General features: G+C 71.2%; 12 protein-coding genes. 10 read left to right on the plus strand and 2 right to left on the minus strand.

Translation table 11 applies throughout. The features are described from left to right. The 4 genes from ETD96_RS47685 to ETD96_RS27575 all read left to right on the plus strand — a co-directional run. Positions 1 to 1796, plus strand: a 1796-nt coding sequence (locus tag ETD96_RS47685) for an AAA family ATPase (RefSeq protein ID WP_205719487.1), incomplete at its 5' end; no start/stop codon positions are given. A 157-nt stretch (positions 1797 to 1953) separates the two neighbouring features. Continuing rightward, entirely contained in the window at positions 1954 to 2145 is a 192-nt protein-coding gene (locus ETD96_RS27565) for a hypothetical protein (protein ID WP_089327902.1), read from the plus strand. 348 nt (positions 2146 to 2493) lie between these two features. Beyond that, complete coding sequence (locus tag ETD96_RS27570; protein ID WP_138639406.1) at positions 2494 to 3111, plus strand: DUF47 domain-containing protein; 618 nt, start codon at positions 2494 to 2496, stop codon at positions 3109 to 3111. Then, positions 3108 to 4274, plus strand: coding sequence for an inorganic phosphate transporter (locus ETD96_RS27575; RefSeq protein ID WP_138639407.1), 1167 nt, complete (start codon positions 3108 to 3110; stop codon positions 4272 to 4274). The genes ETD96_RS27570 and ETD96_RS27575 overlap by 4 nt, the downstream gene beginning before the upstream one ends. A 260-nt stretch (positions 4275 to 4534) precedes the next feature. Here ETD96_RS27575 and ETD96_RS27580 read toward each other — a convergent pair whose 3' ends face one another. Further along, positions 4535 to 6211 (minus strand): bifunctional metallophosphatase/5'-nucleotidase, encoded by a 1677-nt coding sequence (locus tag ETD96_RS27580; protein ID WP_138639408.1) that lies wholly within the window; start codon positions 6209 to 6211, stop codon positions 4535 to 4537. Positions 6212 to 6330: 119 nt separating this feature from the next. Here ETD96_RS27580 and mshD point away from each other — a divergent pair, with 119 nt between their 5' ends. The 6 genes from mshD (at position 6331) to ETD96_RS27610 (ending at position 12834) form a co-directional block, all read left to right on the plus strand. Beyond that, complete coding sequence (mshD, locus tag ETD96_RS27585; protein ID WP_138639409.1) at positions 6331 to 7197, plus strand: mycothiol synthase; 867 nt, start codon at positions 6331 to 6333, stop codon at positions 7195 to 7197. A gap of 280 nt (positions 7198 to 7477) precedes the next feature. Next, positions 7478 to 8581 carry a phosphate ABC transporter substrate-binding protein PstS gene (gene pstS / locus ETD96_RS27590; protein ID WP_138639410.1) on the plus strand — a complete coding sequence of 368 codons (1104 nt, stop codon included), beginning with the start codon at positions 7478 to 7480 and terminating at the stop codon, positions 8579 to 8581. A gap of 89 nt (positions 8582 to 8670) precedes the next feature. Beyond that, a complete protein-coding gene (pstC, locus tag ETD96_RS27595) occupies positions 8671 to 9648 on the plus strand; it encodes a phosphate ABC transporter permease subunit PstC (protein ID WP_138639411.1) in 978 nt (325 codons plus the stop codon). Next, positions 9645 to 10541 carry a phosphate ABC transporter permease PstA gene (gene pstA, locus ETD96_RS27600; protein WP_138639412.1) on the plus strand — a complete coding sequence of 299 codons (897 nt, stop codon included), beginning with the start codon at positions 9645 to 9647 and terminating at the stop codon, positions 10539 to 10541. The genes pstC and pstA overlap by 4 nt, the downstream gene beginning before the upstream one ends. 20 nt (positions 10542 to 10561) lie before the next feature. Continuing rightward, on the plus strand, positions 10562 to 11338 hold the full coding sequence (gene pstB, locus ETD96_RS27605) for a phosphate ABC transporter ATP-binding protein PstB (RefSeq protein WP_131943583.1): 777 nt from the start codon (positions 10562 to 10564) through the stop codon (positions 11336 to 11338). Between the two features lie 149 nt (positions 11339 to 11487). Further along, positions 11488 to 12834, plus strand: coding sequence for a serine/threonine-protein kinase (locus tag ETD96_RS27610; RefSeq protein ID WP_138639413.1), 1347 nt, complete (start codon positions 11488 to 11490; stop codon positions 12832 to 12834). Between the two features lie 67 nt (positions 12835 to 12901). Here the strand turns inward: ETD96_RS27610 and ETD96_RS27615 are convergent. Continuing rightward, a partial coding sequence (locus ETD96_RS27615; protein WP_138639414.1) for a M4 family metallopeptidase occupies positions 12902 to 14575 on the minus strand: 1674 nt, incomplete at its 5' end.

A 14575-nucleotide genomic window follows, 5' to 3' on the forward strand; every position in this document is an offset into this window, starting at 1 on the left:
CGGCACCGCAGCCCGCCCCCGGCGGCTCCGTGGCGCCTCCTCCGGGGACGAAGGTCATGTCCAAGACGATGGTGGGCGACTTCGACTTCCTGGACGACACGCCGTCCCCGGAGCGTCCCGTCGACGAGATCCCGCCGCCCAGTGACCGCAGCACCCGCCGCGTCCTGGAGCGGTTCGGGTTCGGGTTCGTCTACGGGGAGCACGACGCGTCGGTGCTGCTCGGCGACGTCCGGGCGCAGGCCGAGGAGTGGAACAAGCCGACCGGCGACCAGGCCGAGGCGACCCGCGTGGACGGCGCGCCCAGCGCGATCAAGTCGGGCGTGCCCGCGGTGCTGCTCGTCGGCGACCCGCACTCGGGGCAGCGCCGGCTGTCCCGGATGATCGCGCTGACGCTGGCGAACGCGGGCCTCGGCGACGGGTCGATCCGCGCGCACGACGCCGAGGACGTCCGCAACGCGCCGCCGGAGCGGATCGGGCAGCTGCTCGCCCAGCCGGGCCCGGTGATCCTGTTCGAGCGGCTGGACGTCGCGATCGCCGACGCCGCCGACCCGGGCGCCGTCGTCGGGGCGGTGCGCCGCGCCCGCCGCGACCCGGTGAACACCACCCCGGTGATCGCGACGTGCGAGCCGCGCGCGTACCGGCGGCTGCTGCAGGAGCACCCGAAGCTCGTGCAGGCGTTCCGCGTCCACCGGCTGCCCGACTTCGGCGACCTCGACAACCGGATGACACTGCTGCACCTGCTCGCGGACGAGCGGCGCGTGACGATCGGCGCGGCGGCGCTGGAGGCCGTCCGGGCCGACCTGGAGCGCCTCCGCGGGCCCGGCGACCTGGTCAACGCCCGCCTCGTCGAGGCGTACCTGGACCAGGCGGCGCAGCGGAACATGGAGCGCGCCGGGGCGTCCCACGACCGGCTCGTGCTGACCCCGGACGACCTCGCGGGCGTCGCGGAGGGCATCGAGCCCGCGCTGCGGCCGCCCGGCGACATCGGCGGCTACCTGCGGCAGCTCGACCAGCTCACCGGGCTGGAGGACGTCAAGGCGGCGGTGCACGAGCTGGCCGACGAGGCGGCGCTCGCCGCCGACCGCGCGCGGTACGGCGTATCCGGCGACGACCCCCGCCACCTGGTGTTCACCGGCCCGCCCGGCACCGGGAAGACGACCGTGGCGGGGCTGGTCGGCGGCGTCTACGCGGCGCTGGGGCTGCTGCAGTCGGGGCACGTGGTGGCGTGCCGTCCCGTCCACCTGGCCGGGCGCGACCAGGTCGACACCCGCAACCGCGTCGGGGCCATGGTCGACCAGGCGCTCGGCGGGGTGCTGCTCATCCAGGAGGCGTACCGGCTCGACCGGGCGCCCGCCGTCGTGGACGAGCTGCTCCGCCGGATGCACCAGTCCGGCGCCCGGTTCATCGTGGTCTGCTCCAGCCCGGCGGCGGAGATGGAGGGCTTCCTCGCGGGCAACCCGGCGTTCCGCGCGGAGTTCGGCCGCGTCATGGAGTTCACCGGGATGGGCGACCGCGACATGGTGCGGCTGTTCCAGAGCTACGCCGAGCGCGACCTCTACATGCTGGACGAGGAGCTGCGCGTCGAGCTGCTGTCCCGCTTCGCCGCGATGCGCGAGGACCCCCGGTTCGCCTACGCCCGGACCGTCCGCGCCCTGTTCGAGCAGACGGTGGCCCGCCAGGCGGCCCGCCTCGCCGGCGCCGACGTCAACGCCGCGACCGTCGCCCGCCTCACGGCCCGCGACCTCCCCGAAACCCCCTTGGAGCAGCTGCTCGGCGACTTCCGCGCGGGGTCGTGAGCGGCCGGGCGTCCCCCGTTTGGCGGGACGGTGGCATCAGATGGGCATCACCCGGGAAGACCAGTCGTCAGGGTGGCCCTCGAATGGCCCTCTTGGGTCATGTGCCCGTCGGGGGCGTGCGCGTAGCCTCGACTTGGGTGTGGGGAACGAACGGGAGGTGGACGCGGTGCGCCAGAACCTTGATCTGCGCGTCCACGACCGTGTTGCGCTGGACGAGATCGAACTCTATGCCGAGATGCTCAGTGCGGTGGCGGCGGCAGAGCGGCCGCTGACCATCGCGGAAATCGACATGGTGCTCGGAGTACGGTCCGACGAAGCCGGTCGTCGCGAGCTGACGCCGCAGGACTAGAAGCAGGTCCCGGGCTCGCTGGATCCGGGGACGCCGAGATTCGGGGCGTCCCCGGTTCGTCATTTCCGGCCCCCGTCACCGCCGTCCCGCCGCAGGTCACGGGCGGGCGATGTAAGGAATCTCACTTCCGGTCACCCTAGCCCGGCCCGCCGGGTCGCCGGGAGGCCCGCAACCGGCGGGCCTTCCTCCAGATAGCCCGCGGCGGCAAGGGTATGTACCTGCCGATCTAGGGCAATCTTGTAGGTGAGAGGATGGGTGACACCAGCCGAAGCTGGGGCAAAGGTTCTTTTTACGGCGGGTAGCGCCTACGATCCTCTGCGGACTGTTCCAGCACATCAGGAGAACGACGTGCGCTTGCGTCTCACGCCGCGTGAGGACAGCTTCTACGACATGTTCACCGACTCGGCGAACAACCTGGTCACCGGCGCCAGGCTCCTCGTGGAACTCATCAGCGACGGCGCCGACCGGGCGGCCATCGCGGAGAAGATGCGCGCCTGCGAGCACGCGGGCGACGAATGCACCCACGCGATCATGCGCCGCCTGAACGAAACGTTCATCACGCCGTTCGACCGCGAGGACATCTACCAGCTCGCCTCGTCCATAGACGACGTCATGGACGAGATGGAGGAGGCCGCCGACCTCGTCGTCCTCTACAAGATCGAAGAGTTCCCCAAGGGCATCGTCGCCATGGTGGAGGTCCTCGAGCGCGCCGCCGAGCTGACCGCCGAGGCCATGCCGCGGCTGCGCTCGATGAAAGAGCTCAACGAGTACTGGATCGAGATCAACCGGCTCGAGAACCAGGGCGACCAGGTGTACCGCAAGCTGCTGGCACAGCTGTTCAGCGGCGAGTACGACACGCTGACCGTGCTGAAGCTGAAGCAGGTCATCGACCGGCTGGAGGACGCCGCCGACGCGTTCGAGCACGTCGCGAACACGGTCGAGACCATCGCGGTCAAGGAATCATGAGCGCAGCCAAGGATCCCGGCGTGACCGTCACCCGGGACCCGTCCGCGGAGGACGATCCCGCCTCCCTTGGCGAGCAGGCCACGCGCCGGGTCACCGGCCGGGCCTGGCTGCTGCTGCTGGCCGGCATCCTGCTGGTCATGCTCGGCGGAGCGCTCGGGCTCCGGTCCGACGCGCAGATGGCCGTCCTCGTCCTCGTCGTGGTCGTGGCGCTGGTCTTCGACTACACCAACGGCTTCCACGACGCCGCCAACGCGATCGCCACCGCCGTCTCGACCCGCGCGCTGACACCGCGCGTCGCGCTCGGCATGGCCGCCGCCATGAACATGATCGGCGCGCTGCTCGGGGTCGGCGTCGCCAAGACCGTCAGCGAGGTCATCACTCCCCCGTCCGGGCTGCACGGCCTCACCGTCGTCGCCGCGGGCGTGCTCGGCGCCATCACCTGGAACCTCATCACCTGGTACTTCGGGCTGCCGTCGTCGTCCTCCCACGCCCTCATCGGCGGCGTGGTCGGCGCCGGCCTGGCCTCGCTGTCGTCGGTGAACTGGCACACCGTGGTCGAGAAGGTCGCCGTCCCGATGGTGCTGTCACCGGTCGTCGGGTTCTGCCTCGCCTACCTCGCGATGGTCGCCATCCTGTGGATCTTCCGGCGGGCCAACCCCAGCCGGATAGGCCGCCGGTTCCGCATCGCGCAGACCATGTCCGCCGCGTCCCTCGCGCTCGGGCACGGCCTGCAGGACGCGCAGAAGACCATGGGCATCATCGTCCTCGCGCTCGTCACCACCGGGCACGCGGACGGCAGCACCGTCCCCTGGTGGGTGGTCATCGTCTGCGCGGGCGCCCTGTCCGCCGGAACGTACGCGGGCGGCTGGCGCATCATGCGCACGCTCGGCCGCAAGGTCATCGAAGTCGATCCGCCGAAGGGCTTCGCCGCCGAAGCGACCGCCTCCGTCGTCCTCTACACCACCGCGTTCATCTGGCACGCTCCAATCTCCACCACCCACACGATCACCTCAGCGATCATGGGAGCGGGCGCCACCAAGCGCCTCTCCGCCGTCCGCTGGGGCGTCGCCGGCAACATCCTCGTCGCCTGGGTCCTCACCATGCCGGCGGCCGCCCTGGTCGCCGCCGTCGTCTACTACGCGGTCCACTTCTTCGGCGCGTGATTCATTGGGGGGCGACCCCCCAATCCCCCCGTCACGAGCCGGTCGATCCTCACGCCACGGTGCGGGTGTGTTGCGACCGTGCAGGTTCACGGCGTGTCGCTGCGGTCGCCCGGCTCGGCGGGCGACCGCTGCGCTCGCTGGCGCTCGCTCCGCATGCCTGCCCGCGACCGGTGGCTGAGGTCCTTGAGTGAGGCGGGCGTGGCCCGGGCCGCTGCGCGGTCCGGGCCACGCTGTTTCTTTGGGGTGGGGTTGGTGGCGTCTTACTGGCCGGTGATGCGGTTCAGGGGTGGGGGTGCGATGGTGCCCTGGGTGTTGAAGTAGGCGACGAAGGTGTCCAGGTCTATGGCGCCCAGGGCCTGGTTCTGGCCTTCGGTGAAGACGGTGAAGCCGTCGCCGCCGCCCAGGAGGAAGTTGTTCGCGGCGACCTTGTAGGTGGTGGACGGGTCGATCGGGGTCCCGTCGATGGTGATGGCGGAGACGCGGTCGCCCACGGGCTTGGCGCGGTCGATGGTGAAGTGCAGGTTCGCCGACGGCTGGAGGATCTTCTCGCCGGCGGACGTCCACTGCTGTTCGAGGAGGGCGTCGAGCTGCGCGCCGGTCAGGGACGTCACGCCCATCACGTTGCTGAACGGCTGGACGGCGAACGCCTCGCCGTAGGTGACGACGCCGTCGCCCTCGGAGCCGCTCTCGGCGTAGGTGAGGTCGGTGCGGACGCCGCCGGGGTTCATCAGGGCGACCTGGGCGCCGAGGTCCTTGGTGCCGGCGAGCTGGGCGTCGGCGATGACGTCGCCGAGCGCGGTCTCGCCCGCCGGGGACGGGGTGCGGGTCAGGTCCGCGGTGATCTTGCCGATGGGCTTGTCGGCGATGGCGGAGACGCGGTCCTTCCAGGTCTGGACGAACGTCTCCGTCGGCCGGTCCGGCTTGATGTCGCGGGTGACGACGTGGTTGTCGGCCTTCACCGAGGAGCGGACGATGTCGCCGGTGCGCCGGTTCACCTTGAGGTTCACCTCGGTGATGACGCGGCCGAAGGAGGAGCCGGAGGAGAACAGGCGCGGCTGCCCGTTCGGGTCCTCGACCGAGCAGACGTACTGCTGGTGGGTGTGGCCCGAGAGGACCATGTCGATCTCCGGGTCGGCCTGCCGCGCGATGCGCGAGCCGGCGCCGGGGACGATGCCGCACTCGTCGGGGCGGGAGCCGTCCTTCACCTGGTCGCCCTCGTGGACGAGCAGCACCATCGCGCGGACGTGGCGGCGCTTCAGCTCGCGGGCGGCGCGGTTCGCGGCGGCGACCTCGTCGTCGAACGTCAGGCCCTTGACGCCCTCGGGGGTGACGATGCTCGGGGTGGTCTTGGTGACGACGCCGATGAAGCCGACCCGGACGCCGTTGATGCGGCGGATCGTCCACGGCTTCATGGCGGGGCGGCCCTGCTCCTTCAGCACGTTGGCGGCGAGGTAGTCGAACTTCGCGCCGGGCCAGGCGCCTTCGGGCGAGCAGCCGTCGACGGGGTGACAGCCGCCGTTCTGGATGCGCAGCAGCTCCTGGTAGCCCTCGTCGAACTCGTGGTTGCCGACCGCGGAGGCCGTGACGCCGATGTTGCCGAGGAACTGCACCGAGGGCTCGTCGTGGTAGGCGGCGGAGATCAGCGGTGAGGCGCCGATCAGGTCGCCCTGGGCGACGGTGAGGGTGTCGCGGTTCCGCAGCTGCTTGAGGTGGGCCGCGATGTAGGCGGCGCCGCCCGCGAAGACGGTGTTGCCGTCCTCGTCGACGGCCCTGCCCGAGCTTCCGGAGGGCGGCTCCAGGTTGCCGTGGAAGTCGTTGAGCGCGAGGAGCCGCACGGACGCGGTCGGCGCGGGGTGGGCGGCGGCGGGTTGCGCGGCCAGTCCCATGACGGTCAGCCCCGCCGCGGCGCAGGCCAGGATGGTGCGTCGTCGAGTCATTCTGCGGACGGTAGGTTCGCCCGGCATACGGATCCCGGCGGCGCGGTGACGTTTTTGTGACAAATCGATCAGGACCCCCGGACGATCTTCCCCGTGGTCGCGGCGCATAGGGTGGCGGCGTGGGTGAGCTGCGGGCGCGCGGAACGCTGGGTGAGGCCGAGGTCGCGGAGGCGCTGGCGCTGGTCGAGGCGGCGGAGCGGGCCGACGGGGTCGGGCCGCTGTCGGAGCATGCCCTGCTGGCGTTGCGTGGTGGGCGGTCGGGCTTGGCGGTCGCCGAGGGCGGGTCCGTGGTGGCTTACGCGCATTACGACCCGGCTTCGGAGGACGAGCCCGCGGCGGGCGAGCTGGTCGTCCATCCGGATTTCCGGCGCCGGGGGCATGGGCGCGTGCTGCTGCGAGCGCTGCGTCAGGAGGCCGGCGGGTCCGTGCGGGTGTGGGCGCATGGCGATCTTCCGGCTGCGGCGGCGCTGGCGGGTTCAGAGGGGATGGCGCGGGTCCGTGCGCTGTTCCAGATGCGTCGTCCGGCGTCCGATCCGCTGCCCGAGGCGCGCGTCGCCGACGGGGTGAGCATTCGAGCCTTCGAGCCCGGGCGGGACGAGGAGGCGTGGCTCGCGGTGAACGCGCGGGCCTTCGCCGACCACCCCGAGCAGGGGGCCTGGACCATGGACGACGTCCGGGCGCGCGAGGCCGAGGGCTGGTTCGATCCCGCCGGGTTCTTCCTCGCCGAGCGGGAGGGGCGGCTCGCCGGGTTCCACTGGACGAAGGTGCACCCCGGCAAGATCGGCGAGGTCTACGTCGTGGGCGTCGATCCCGACGCGCAGGGCCTCGGGCTCGGGCGCACCCTGACCCTGGTGGGTCTGCATCATCTGCGGTCCATGGGGATGGACCAGATCATGCTGTACGTGGACGAGTCGAACGTCGCGGCGGTCCGCCTGTACGAGTCGCTGGGCTTCACGCGGTACGCCGTCGACGTCATGTACGCCTGACCCCCGGCACCCCCGGCGCCAAACCCGGTTGAGCGAGTCTCGACCGGGTTTTTTGCTGCCTGAGCTGCGCCGTTAACCCGGCGTCCATCCCAAATCGGGGCATTCTTCGTGATCGTGCTCGGCCGCGTTCATCTGCCGTTCACCTGGATCGGGGCGGCTGGTCACCTCGCCTGCTTAGCGTCGCATTCGACGGCGAACCCACCGTCCGACACGCCTCACGACGGTGTGCGAAGACGGCGCGGGCAGACCCGGCCGACGAAATCTAAGAGGAGACCCTCCGGTGAAGAACGGTTCCCGACTCGCCGCCCTGGGCGGTGTGGTCGTCGCGGGCGCGCTGGCCCTGTCCGCCTGCGGGAGCGACAACAACACGACCGCGAGCTCGAGCAGCGCGCCGGCCGGCGACATCGACTGCGCCAAGGCCAGCGTCAACGCGGCCGGGTCGAGCGCGCAGAAGAACGCGATCGAGGAGTGGACGAAGCTCTACGCCAGCAAGTGCGCGGGCGCCAACCTGAACTACAACCCGAGCGGTTCGGGCGCCGGCATCCAGGCGTTCACCAGCGGGCAGGTGTCGTTCGCCGGCTCCGACTCGGCGCTCAAGCCCGAGGAGGCCGCCGCCGCGCAGAAGCGCTGCCAGGGCGGCGCCGCGCTGAACCTGCCGATGGTCGTCGGCCCGGTCGCGGTCGTCTACAACGTGCAGGGCGTGGACGGGCTGAAGCTGTCGCCCGAGAACATCGCCAAGATCTTCTCCGGCAAGATCAAGAAGTGGAACGATCCCGCGATCGCCGGGGAGAACGCGGGCGCCAAGCTGCCCGCCTCCGACATCAAGCCGATCTACCGCTCGGACGAGTCCGGCACGACGGACAACTTCACGAACTACCTGAACACGGTCGTCCCGAACGTCTGGACCTGGGAGAAGGCCAAGAAGTGGCCGAACTCCACCGGCCAGGGCGCGGCCAAGTCCGACGGCGTCACCAGCCAGGTGAAGAACACCCAGGGCGCCATCTCCTACGTGGAGATGTCGTACGCCGAGAACAACAAGCTGCAGACCGCCCACGTGAAGAACGGCGCCGGCGAGTACACCGAGCTGTCGCCGGAGAGCGCGTCCAAGGCCGTCGCCGGGGCGAAGGTCACCGGTACCGGCAACGACGTCGCGCTGGAGATCGACTACACGACCAAGGAGCCGGGCGCCTACCCGATCGTCCTGGTCACCTACGAGATCGCGTGTGAGAAGGGGCTGCCCGCCGAGCAGGCCGGGTTCGTCAAGTCCTTCCTCACCTACACCTCCAGCGCGGACGGTCAGAAGATCCTCACCGACCTCGGGTACGCCCCGCTGCCGCAGAGCGTGCTCACCAAGGTCCAGGCGTCCGTGAAGGCCCTGTCCTGACCGAGCGCGACGGTTCCCGCAGCCCCGCCGCCGACGACCTCGGCGGCGGGGCCGACGTGGGTTCCGACGTCATCCAAGGAGGTTCCCCCATGACCACCGAGACCGGCGTCGAGGCGCGCGCCGGCACCCGGGACCGCGCCGCCGCGGCGATGGGCACCGGACGGGCCGGAGACAAGATCTTCGCCGGGGCCGCCCGCGGCTCCGGCATCGCCGTGCTGGCGATCGTCGCCGCGATCGCGGCGTTCCTCATCTGGAAGGCGATCCCCGCCCTGCGGGCCAACGAGGCGAACTTCCTCACCAGCGAGGAGTGGAACCCGAACGCGACGCCGCCGGAGTTCGGCATCGCGCAGCTGGCGTTCGGCACGGTGATCTCGTCGCTGCTCGCGATGCTCATGGCGACGCCGGTGGCGATCGGGATCGCGCTGTTCATCTCGTTCTACTCGCCGCGCCGGCTGGCGTCCGGGCTCGGCTACGTCGTCGACCTGCTCGCCGCCGTGCCCAGCATCGTGTACGGCCTGTGGGGCCTCGCGTTCCTGTCCCAGCACATGGAGGGGATCAGCAAGGCGCTCAACGCGGGCCTCGGCTGGATCCCGCTGTTCGGCGGCGACAGCCCCGGCAAGAACTCGATCTTCACCGCCTCGGTGGTGCTGGCGATCATGATCCTGCCGATCATCTCGTCCATCTCCCGGGAGGTGTTCCTCCAGGTCCCGCGGGCCAACGTGGAGGCGGCGCTGGCGATCGGCGCGACCCGCTGGGAGATGATCCGGATGGCGGTGCTGCCGTACGGGCGGTCCGGCATGATCGGCGCCTCGATGCTCGGCCTCGGCCGCGCGATGGGCGAGACGATCGCCGTCGCGATGGTGCTGACGTTCGTCCCCGGGATCAACTGGCACCTCCTGGAGAACGGCGGCGCGACGTTCGCCGCGAACATCGCCAACAGCTTCGCCGAGGCGTCCGTCACCGGGCGCGGCGCGCTGATCGCCTCCGGCCTCGTGCTGTTCGTGATCACCCTGGTCGTCAACATCGCCGCCCGCGCGGTCGTCGCCCGGCGGAAGGAGTTCGCGTGACCACCGTCTCCACCCGCAAGGGCGGGAGCCTCACCTCGGTGTCGGCGGGGCGCAAGATCAAGGACCGGCTCGTCCAGGGGCTGGTCTATCTGGCGTTCGCGCTCGCCGTCGTCCCGCTGGTCTCGGTGCTGTGGACGGTCGTCGTCAACGGCGCCAAGCGGCTCGACCCCACGTTCTTCCAGTTCTCGATGAACGCGGTCAGCGGCAGCGACCCCGGCGGCGGCGCCTACCACGCCATCATCGGCACCCTGGAGCAGGTCGCGATCACCACCGTGATCGCCGTGCCGCTCGCCCTGCTCACCGCGATCTACCTGGTCGAGTACGCCGGCAACGGGCGGCTCGGCAAGCTGATCAGCTTCACCGTGGACGTGATGACGGGCATCCCGTCGATCGTCGCGGGCCTGTTCGTGCTGGCGCTGTGGCTGCTCACGATGGGCTTCGGCTTCTCCGGCTTCGCCGGGGCGCTGTCGCTGACGATCCTGATGATCCCGACCGTGGTGCGCGCCGCGGAGGAGATGCTGAAGCTCGTCCCGAACGACCTGCGCGAGGCGTCCTACGCGCTGGGCGTGCCGCGCTGGCGGACGATCTGCTTCGTCGTCCTCCCGACGGCGATGACGGGGATCGTCACCGGCGTGATGCTGGCCGTCGCCCGCGTGATGGGCGAGACCGCGCCGCTGCTGCTCACGATCTTCTTCACCAAGGCGATCAACAACGACCCGTTCACCGGCCCGCAGGCGTCCCTGCCCACCTTCATCTGGGAGCAGGCCGCCGACCCCAACCAGCACTCGATCGACCGGGCCTGGACGGGCGCGCTCGTGCTGATCGGGATCATCATGCTGCTCAACCTGGTCGCCCGCCTCGTCGCCCGGCGCACCGCGCCCACGAGCCGCTGACCCTCAGAAAGGAAAACCCCATGGCCAAGCGGATCGACGTCTCCGGGCTCCACGCCTACTACGGCGGCGTCCACGCCATCGAGGACATCTCGATGACGATCGAGCCGCGCTCGGTGACCGCGTTCATCGGGCCGTCGGGCTGCGGCAAGTCCACCTTCCTGCGCACGCTGAACCGGATGCACGAGGTCATCCCGGGCGCGCGCGTCGAGGGGAAGGTCATGCTGGACGACGAGGACCTGTACGACTCGTCCGTCGACCCCGTCGCGGTGCGCCGCGTCGTCGGCATGGTGTTCCAGCGGCCCAACCCGTTCCCCACCATGTCGATCTACGACAACGTCGCCGCCGGGCTGAAGCTGAACGGCGTGCGGCGCAAGTCCCGGCTGGACGAGATCGTCGAGGAGTCGCTGCGCGGCGCCAACCTGTGGAACGAGGTCAAGGACCGGCTCGGCAAGCCCGGCGCGGGGCTGTCCGGCGGGCAGCAGCAGCGGCTGTGCATCGCCCGCGCGATCGCCGTCCAGCCGCAGGTGCTGCTGATGGACGAGCCGTGCTCCGCGCTCGACCCGATCTCCACGCTCGCGATCGAGGACCTGATCGACAAGCTGAAGACCCAGTACACGATCGTGATCGTCACGCACAACATGCAGCAGGCGGCCCGGGTCAGCGACCGCACGGCGTTCTTCAACATCGCCGGCACCGGCAAGCCGGGCAAGCTCATCGAGATCGACGACACCAGCAAGATCTTCGCGAACCCGGAGCAGAAGGCCACCGAGGACTACATCACCGGCCGCTTCGGCTGATCCCCGGCCGCCGGCCGCTCCGCTCGCGATGCCCCCGTGGAACCGTCCGCGGGGGCGTCACGCCGTGCCCGGCGGGAGTGCCGCGCGCCCCGCTCCTTTGAGATCATCTGGAGCGACCGCGTACGCGCCGTCCGAGTGGAAGCGGGACGATGCCAGACCCCCTGCGTGAAGGCGACCCGGCCCGGGTCGGCCCCTACCGGCTGTACGGTCGCCTCGGCCAGGGCGGCATGGGGCAGGTGTTCCTGGGCCGCTCGCGCGGCGGCCACGCGGTCGCCGTGAAGGTCGCCCGGCCGGAGCTGGCCGGGGACGAGCAGTTCCGCCGCCGCTTCGCCGCCGAGGTCGCCGCCGCCCGGAAGGTGGGCGGCTTCTACACCGCGCACGTCGTGGACGCCGATCCGGATGCCGACCCGCCCTGGCTGGCCAGCGCCTACATCGCCGGGCCGTCCCTGCACCGGGCGGTCGCCGACCACGGCCCGCTTCCCGCGGAGTCGGTCGCGGCGCTGGGCGCCGGGCTGGCCGAGGGGCTGGCGGCGGTCCACGCGTGCGGGCTGGTGCACCGCGATCTCAAGCCCGCCAACGTGATCCTCGCCCAGGACGGGCCCCGGCTGATCGACTTCGGCATCGCCCGCGCCCTGGACGCGACGTCGTACACGCAGACGTCCGCGGTGCTGGGCACCGCGGCGTTCATGTCGCCCGAGCAGGCGACGGCGCGGCCGGCCGGGCCGGAGAGCGACGTGTTCTCGCTCGGCTGCGTCCTCGCGTTCGCCGCGACGGGCCGCAGCCCGTTCGGGGAGGGGCCGGGCCACGCGGTCATCTACCGGATCGTGCACGCCGAACCCGACCTGGCGGGGGTGCCCGAGCCGCTGGCGGGCCTGGTGGCGGCCTGCCTGGCCAAGGATCCGGCCGCCCGTCCGTCGACCTCGCGGATCCTGGAGGAGCTCACCGGGCCACCCCCGCCCGATGGGGACGGCGCCGGGCGGGGGTGGCTGCCGGAGGCCGTCACCGAGGTCGTCACCCGGCACCGGACGCGCGTCGCGACACTGCTGGAACCTCGTCCTCGTCCCGCGGCCGAGACGGCGAAGGCCCGTCCCGCACGTACGAAGGTGCCCACTTCCGGGTTCAGGGGTTCGCTGCCGGGGAGCGACGCGGCACCGAACAAGGCATGGGCAAGCGCGGCGGGCATTCTCGTGCTCGTGGCCACGGTCGCCTTCCTTTACGTCTATCCCCAGCCGTACTCCGTCTGGCTCAGCGGACTGCTGAGCGGCGGGGCCTCCGGGGTCGATCTGCGGGAGTGCGCCACCGACGTCGGCGGCGACCTGGCCGCGGTCCCCTGCTGGTCTCCCGCCGCCGAGTACAAGGCCACCCTCATCGTCCACTGGGGGCGGGATCAGCCGGGCGAAACCCATGACCCGGAGGAGGAGTGCGAGAACGCGGAGGGATGGGTGCGCGCCATCGAGGCCGACAACCAGATGGCGTGCCTGGTGCCCCTCCGCTGAGCCGCGCGGCAGGGGCTCGCGGCCACGGCGCCCCCGGAGAGGGGACGCCGTGGCTCGGAGCGAGCGGTCAGACCTGCTCCCAGAGGGCGGGGACGTTCGGCGGGGTCCAGCCGGGCAGGGCGGTGTGCGCCTGGAGGCACCGGTAGGACGCGCCGTCGTAGGTGACGACGTCGCCCACGTTGTAGGCGGTGCCGACGGTCCACGTCCCGCTCGGGTCGCCGGGGTCGCCGGGGCCCGGGTCGTCCACGCGGCCGCCGACGTTCACGCCGGCCCACGCGTTGGCGGTCGCGGCGTACTCGGCGCTGTCCGCCCCGTACAGGCCGGACGCGGCGGCGAGGGTGGCGCGGCGCGCGTCGGCGTAGTCGGTGGTCGGCCGCATCTCCTCGGTGAGGGCCTTGTACCAGATCGCGGCGGCCTTCTCCCGGCCGATGCCGGTGACGGGCTGCCCATCGGCGGTCGGCGAGTTGTACTGGACGCCGTTGATCACCTTCGAGCCGCTGCCCTCGGACAGCAGGTAGAAGAAGTGGTTCGCGATGCCCGAGGAGTAGTGGACGTCGACGTTCCCGGCGTTCGGCGACCAGTTGTCGAGCGAGCTGCGGTCCTTGCTGGGACGGTCCATGTACCGCAGCGGCGCGCCGTCGCCGCGGATGTTCAGCTTCTCGCCGATGAGGTAGTCGCCCACGTCGCTGGTGTTGTTCGACCAGAACTCCATGGCGGTGGCCATGATGTCGGACGTCGCCTCGTTCAGCCCGCCGGACTCGCCCTGGTAGATGAGGCCCGCCGTGTTGGACGTGACGCCGTGCGTCATCTCGTGCCCGGCGACGTCCAGCTCGGTCAGCGGCCTGCTGTTGCCCTGGCCGTCCCCGTACGTCATGCAGAAGCACGAGTCGTCCCAGAAGGCGTTGACGTAGCCGCTGCTGTAGTGGACGCGCGAGTAGGCGCCCACGCCGTCGCCGCGGATGCCGGACCGTCCGAAGACGTTCTTGTAGAAGTCCCAGGTCTCGCCGGCGCCGTAGGCGGCGTCGACGGCCGCGGTCTGGGGGTTGCTCGGCGAGCCGGTGCCCCAGACGTCGTCGCTGTCGGTGAACAGCGTGCCCCGGCCGGAGGTGGCGCCGTTGAGGTTGGTGGTGTCGTGGTTGCCGCGGCCGGTGTCGCGCAGGACGTAGGAGCCGCCGGAGCCGGTGGTGCCGAGCTGGACGGTGCCGGAGTACTGGCTGTTGCCGGTGCCGGTCTGCACGCCCTGCCACTCGATGATCTTCTTGCCGGTGAGGGCGTCGGTGACGACGTGCAGCCGGTTGGGCGTGCCGTCCCGCTGCGTCCCGCCGACGACGGTCTCCCAGGCGAGGACGGGCTCGCCGTCCGCCATCCAGACGACCTTGCGCGGGGCGACGCTGCCCGCCGCCTTCGGTGTCGCCGGGCGGGTGGACGCGAGCGTCTTCGGCGCCGTGTCGACCTTCAGGGGGTGGGTCGCGTCCTGGGTGACGCGCGTGATCGAGCCGGACGGGGCCCGGTGGACGATGAGGTCTCCGCCGAGGACGGGCAGCCCGTCGTAGGTGCGCGTGTAGTGGGTGTGGGTGGTGCCGTCGTTGTCCTTGACGACGGTCTTCGCCTTCAACTCGACCTTGTCGCCGAGCTTCAGCTGGGAGGCGGTCGCGTCCTGCTGCGCCTTGGCCTGGCCGACGAGCGCCTTGTACTCCTTGGCGCTCACCTTGGCGGGGAGCTGGCCGGGGTTGCCGGGGCG

The sequence above is a fragment of the Actinomadura geliboluensis genome (assembly GCF_005889745.1).
Lineage (GTDB): Bacteria > Actinomycetota > Actinomycetes > Streptosporangiales > Streptosporangiaceae > Spirillospora > Spirillospora geliboluensis.

What these genes read in the sequence shown, in the direction of transcription:
- ETD96_RS27575 (WP_138639407.1), top strand. Translation starts at nt 3,108, where the DNA reads ATGAGCGCAGCCAAGGATCCCGGCGTGACCGTCACCCGGGACCCGTCC.
- ETD96_RS27580 (WP_138639408.1), bottom strand. Translation starts at nt 6,211, where the DNA reads ATGACTCGACGACGCACCATCCTGGCCTGCGCCGCGGCGGGGCTGACC.
- pstC (WP_138639411.1), top strand. Translation starts at nt 8,671, where the DNA reads ATGACCACCGAGACCGGCGTCGAGGCGCGCGCCGGCACCCGGGACCGC.
- pstB (WP_131943583.1), top strand. Translation starts at nt 10,562, where the DNA reads ATGGCCAAGCGGATCGACGTCTCCGGGCTCCACGCCTACTACGGCGGC.
- ETD96_RS27610 (WP_138639413.1), top strand. Translation starts at nt 11,488, where the DNA reads ATGCCAGACCCCCTGCGTGAAGGCGACCCGGCCCGGGTCGGCCCCTAC.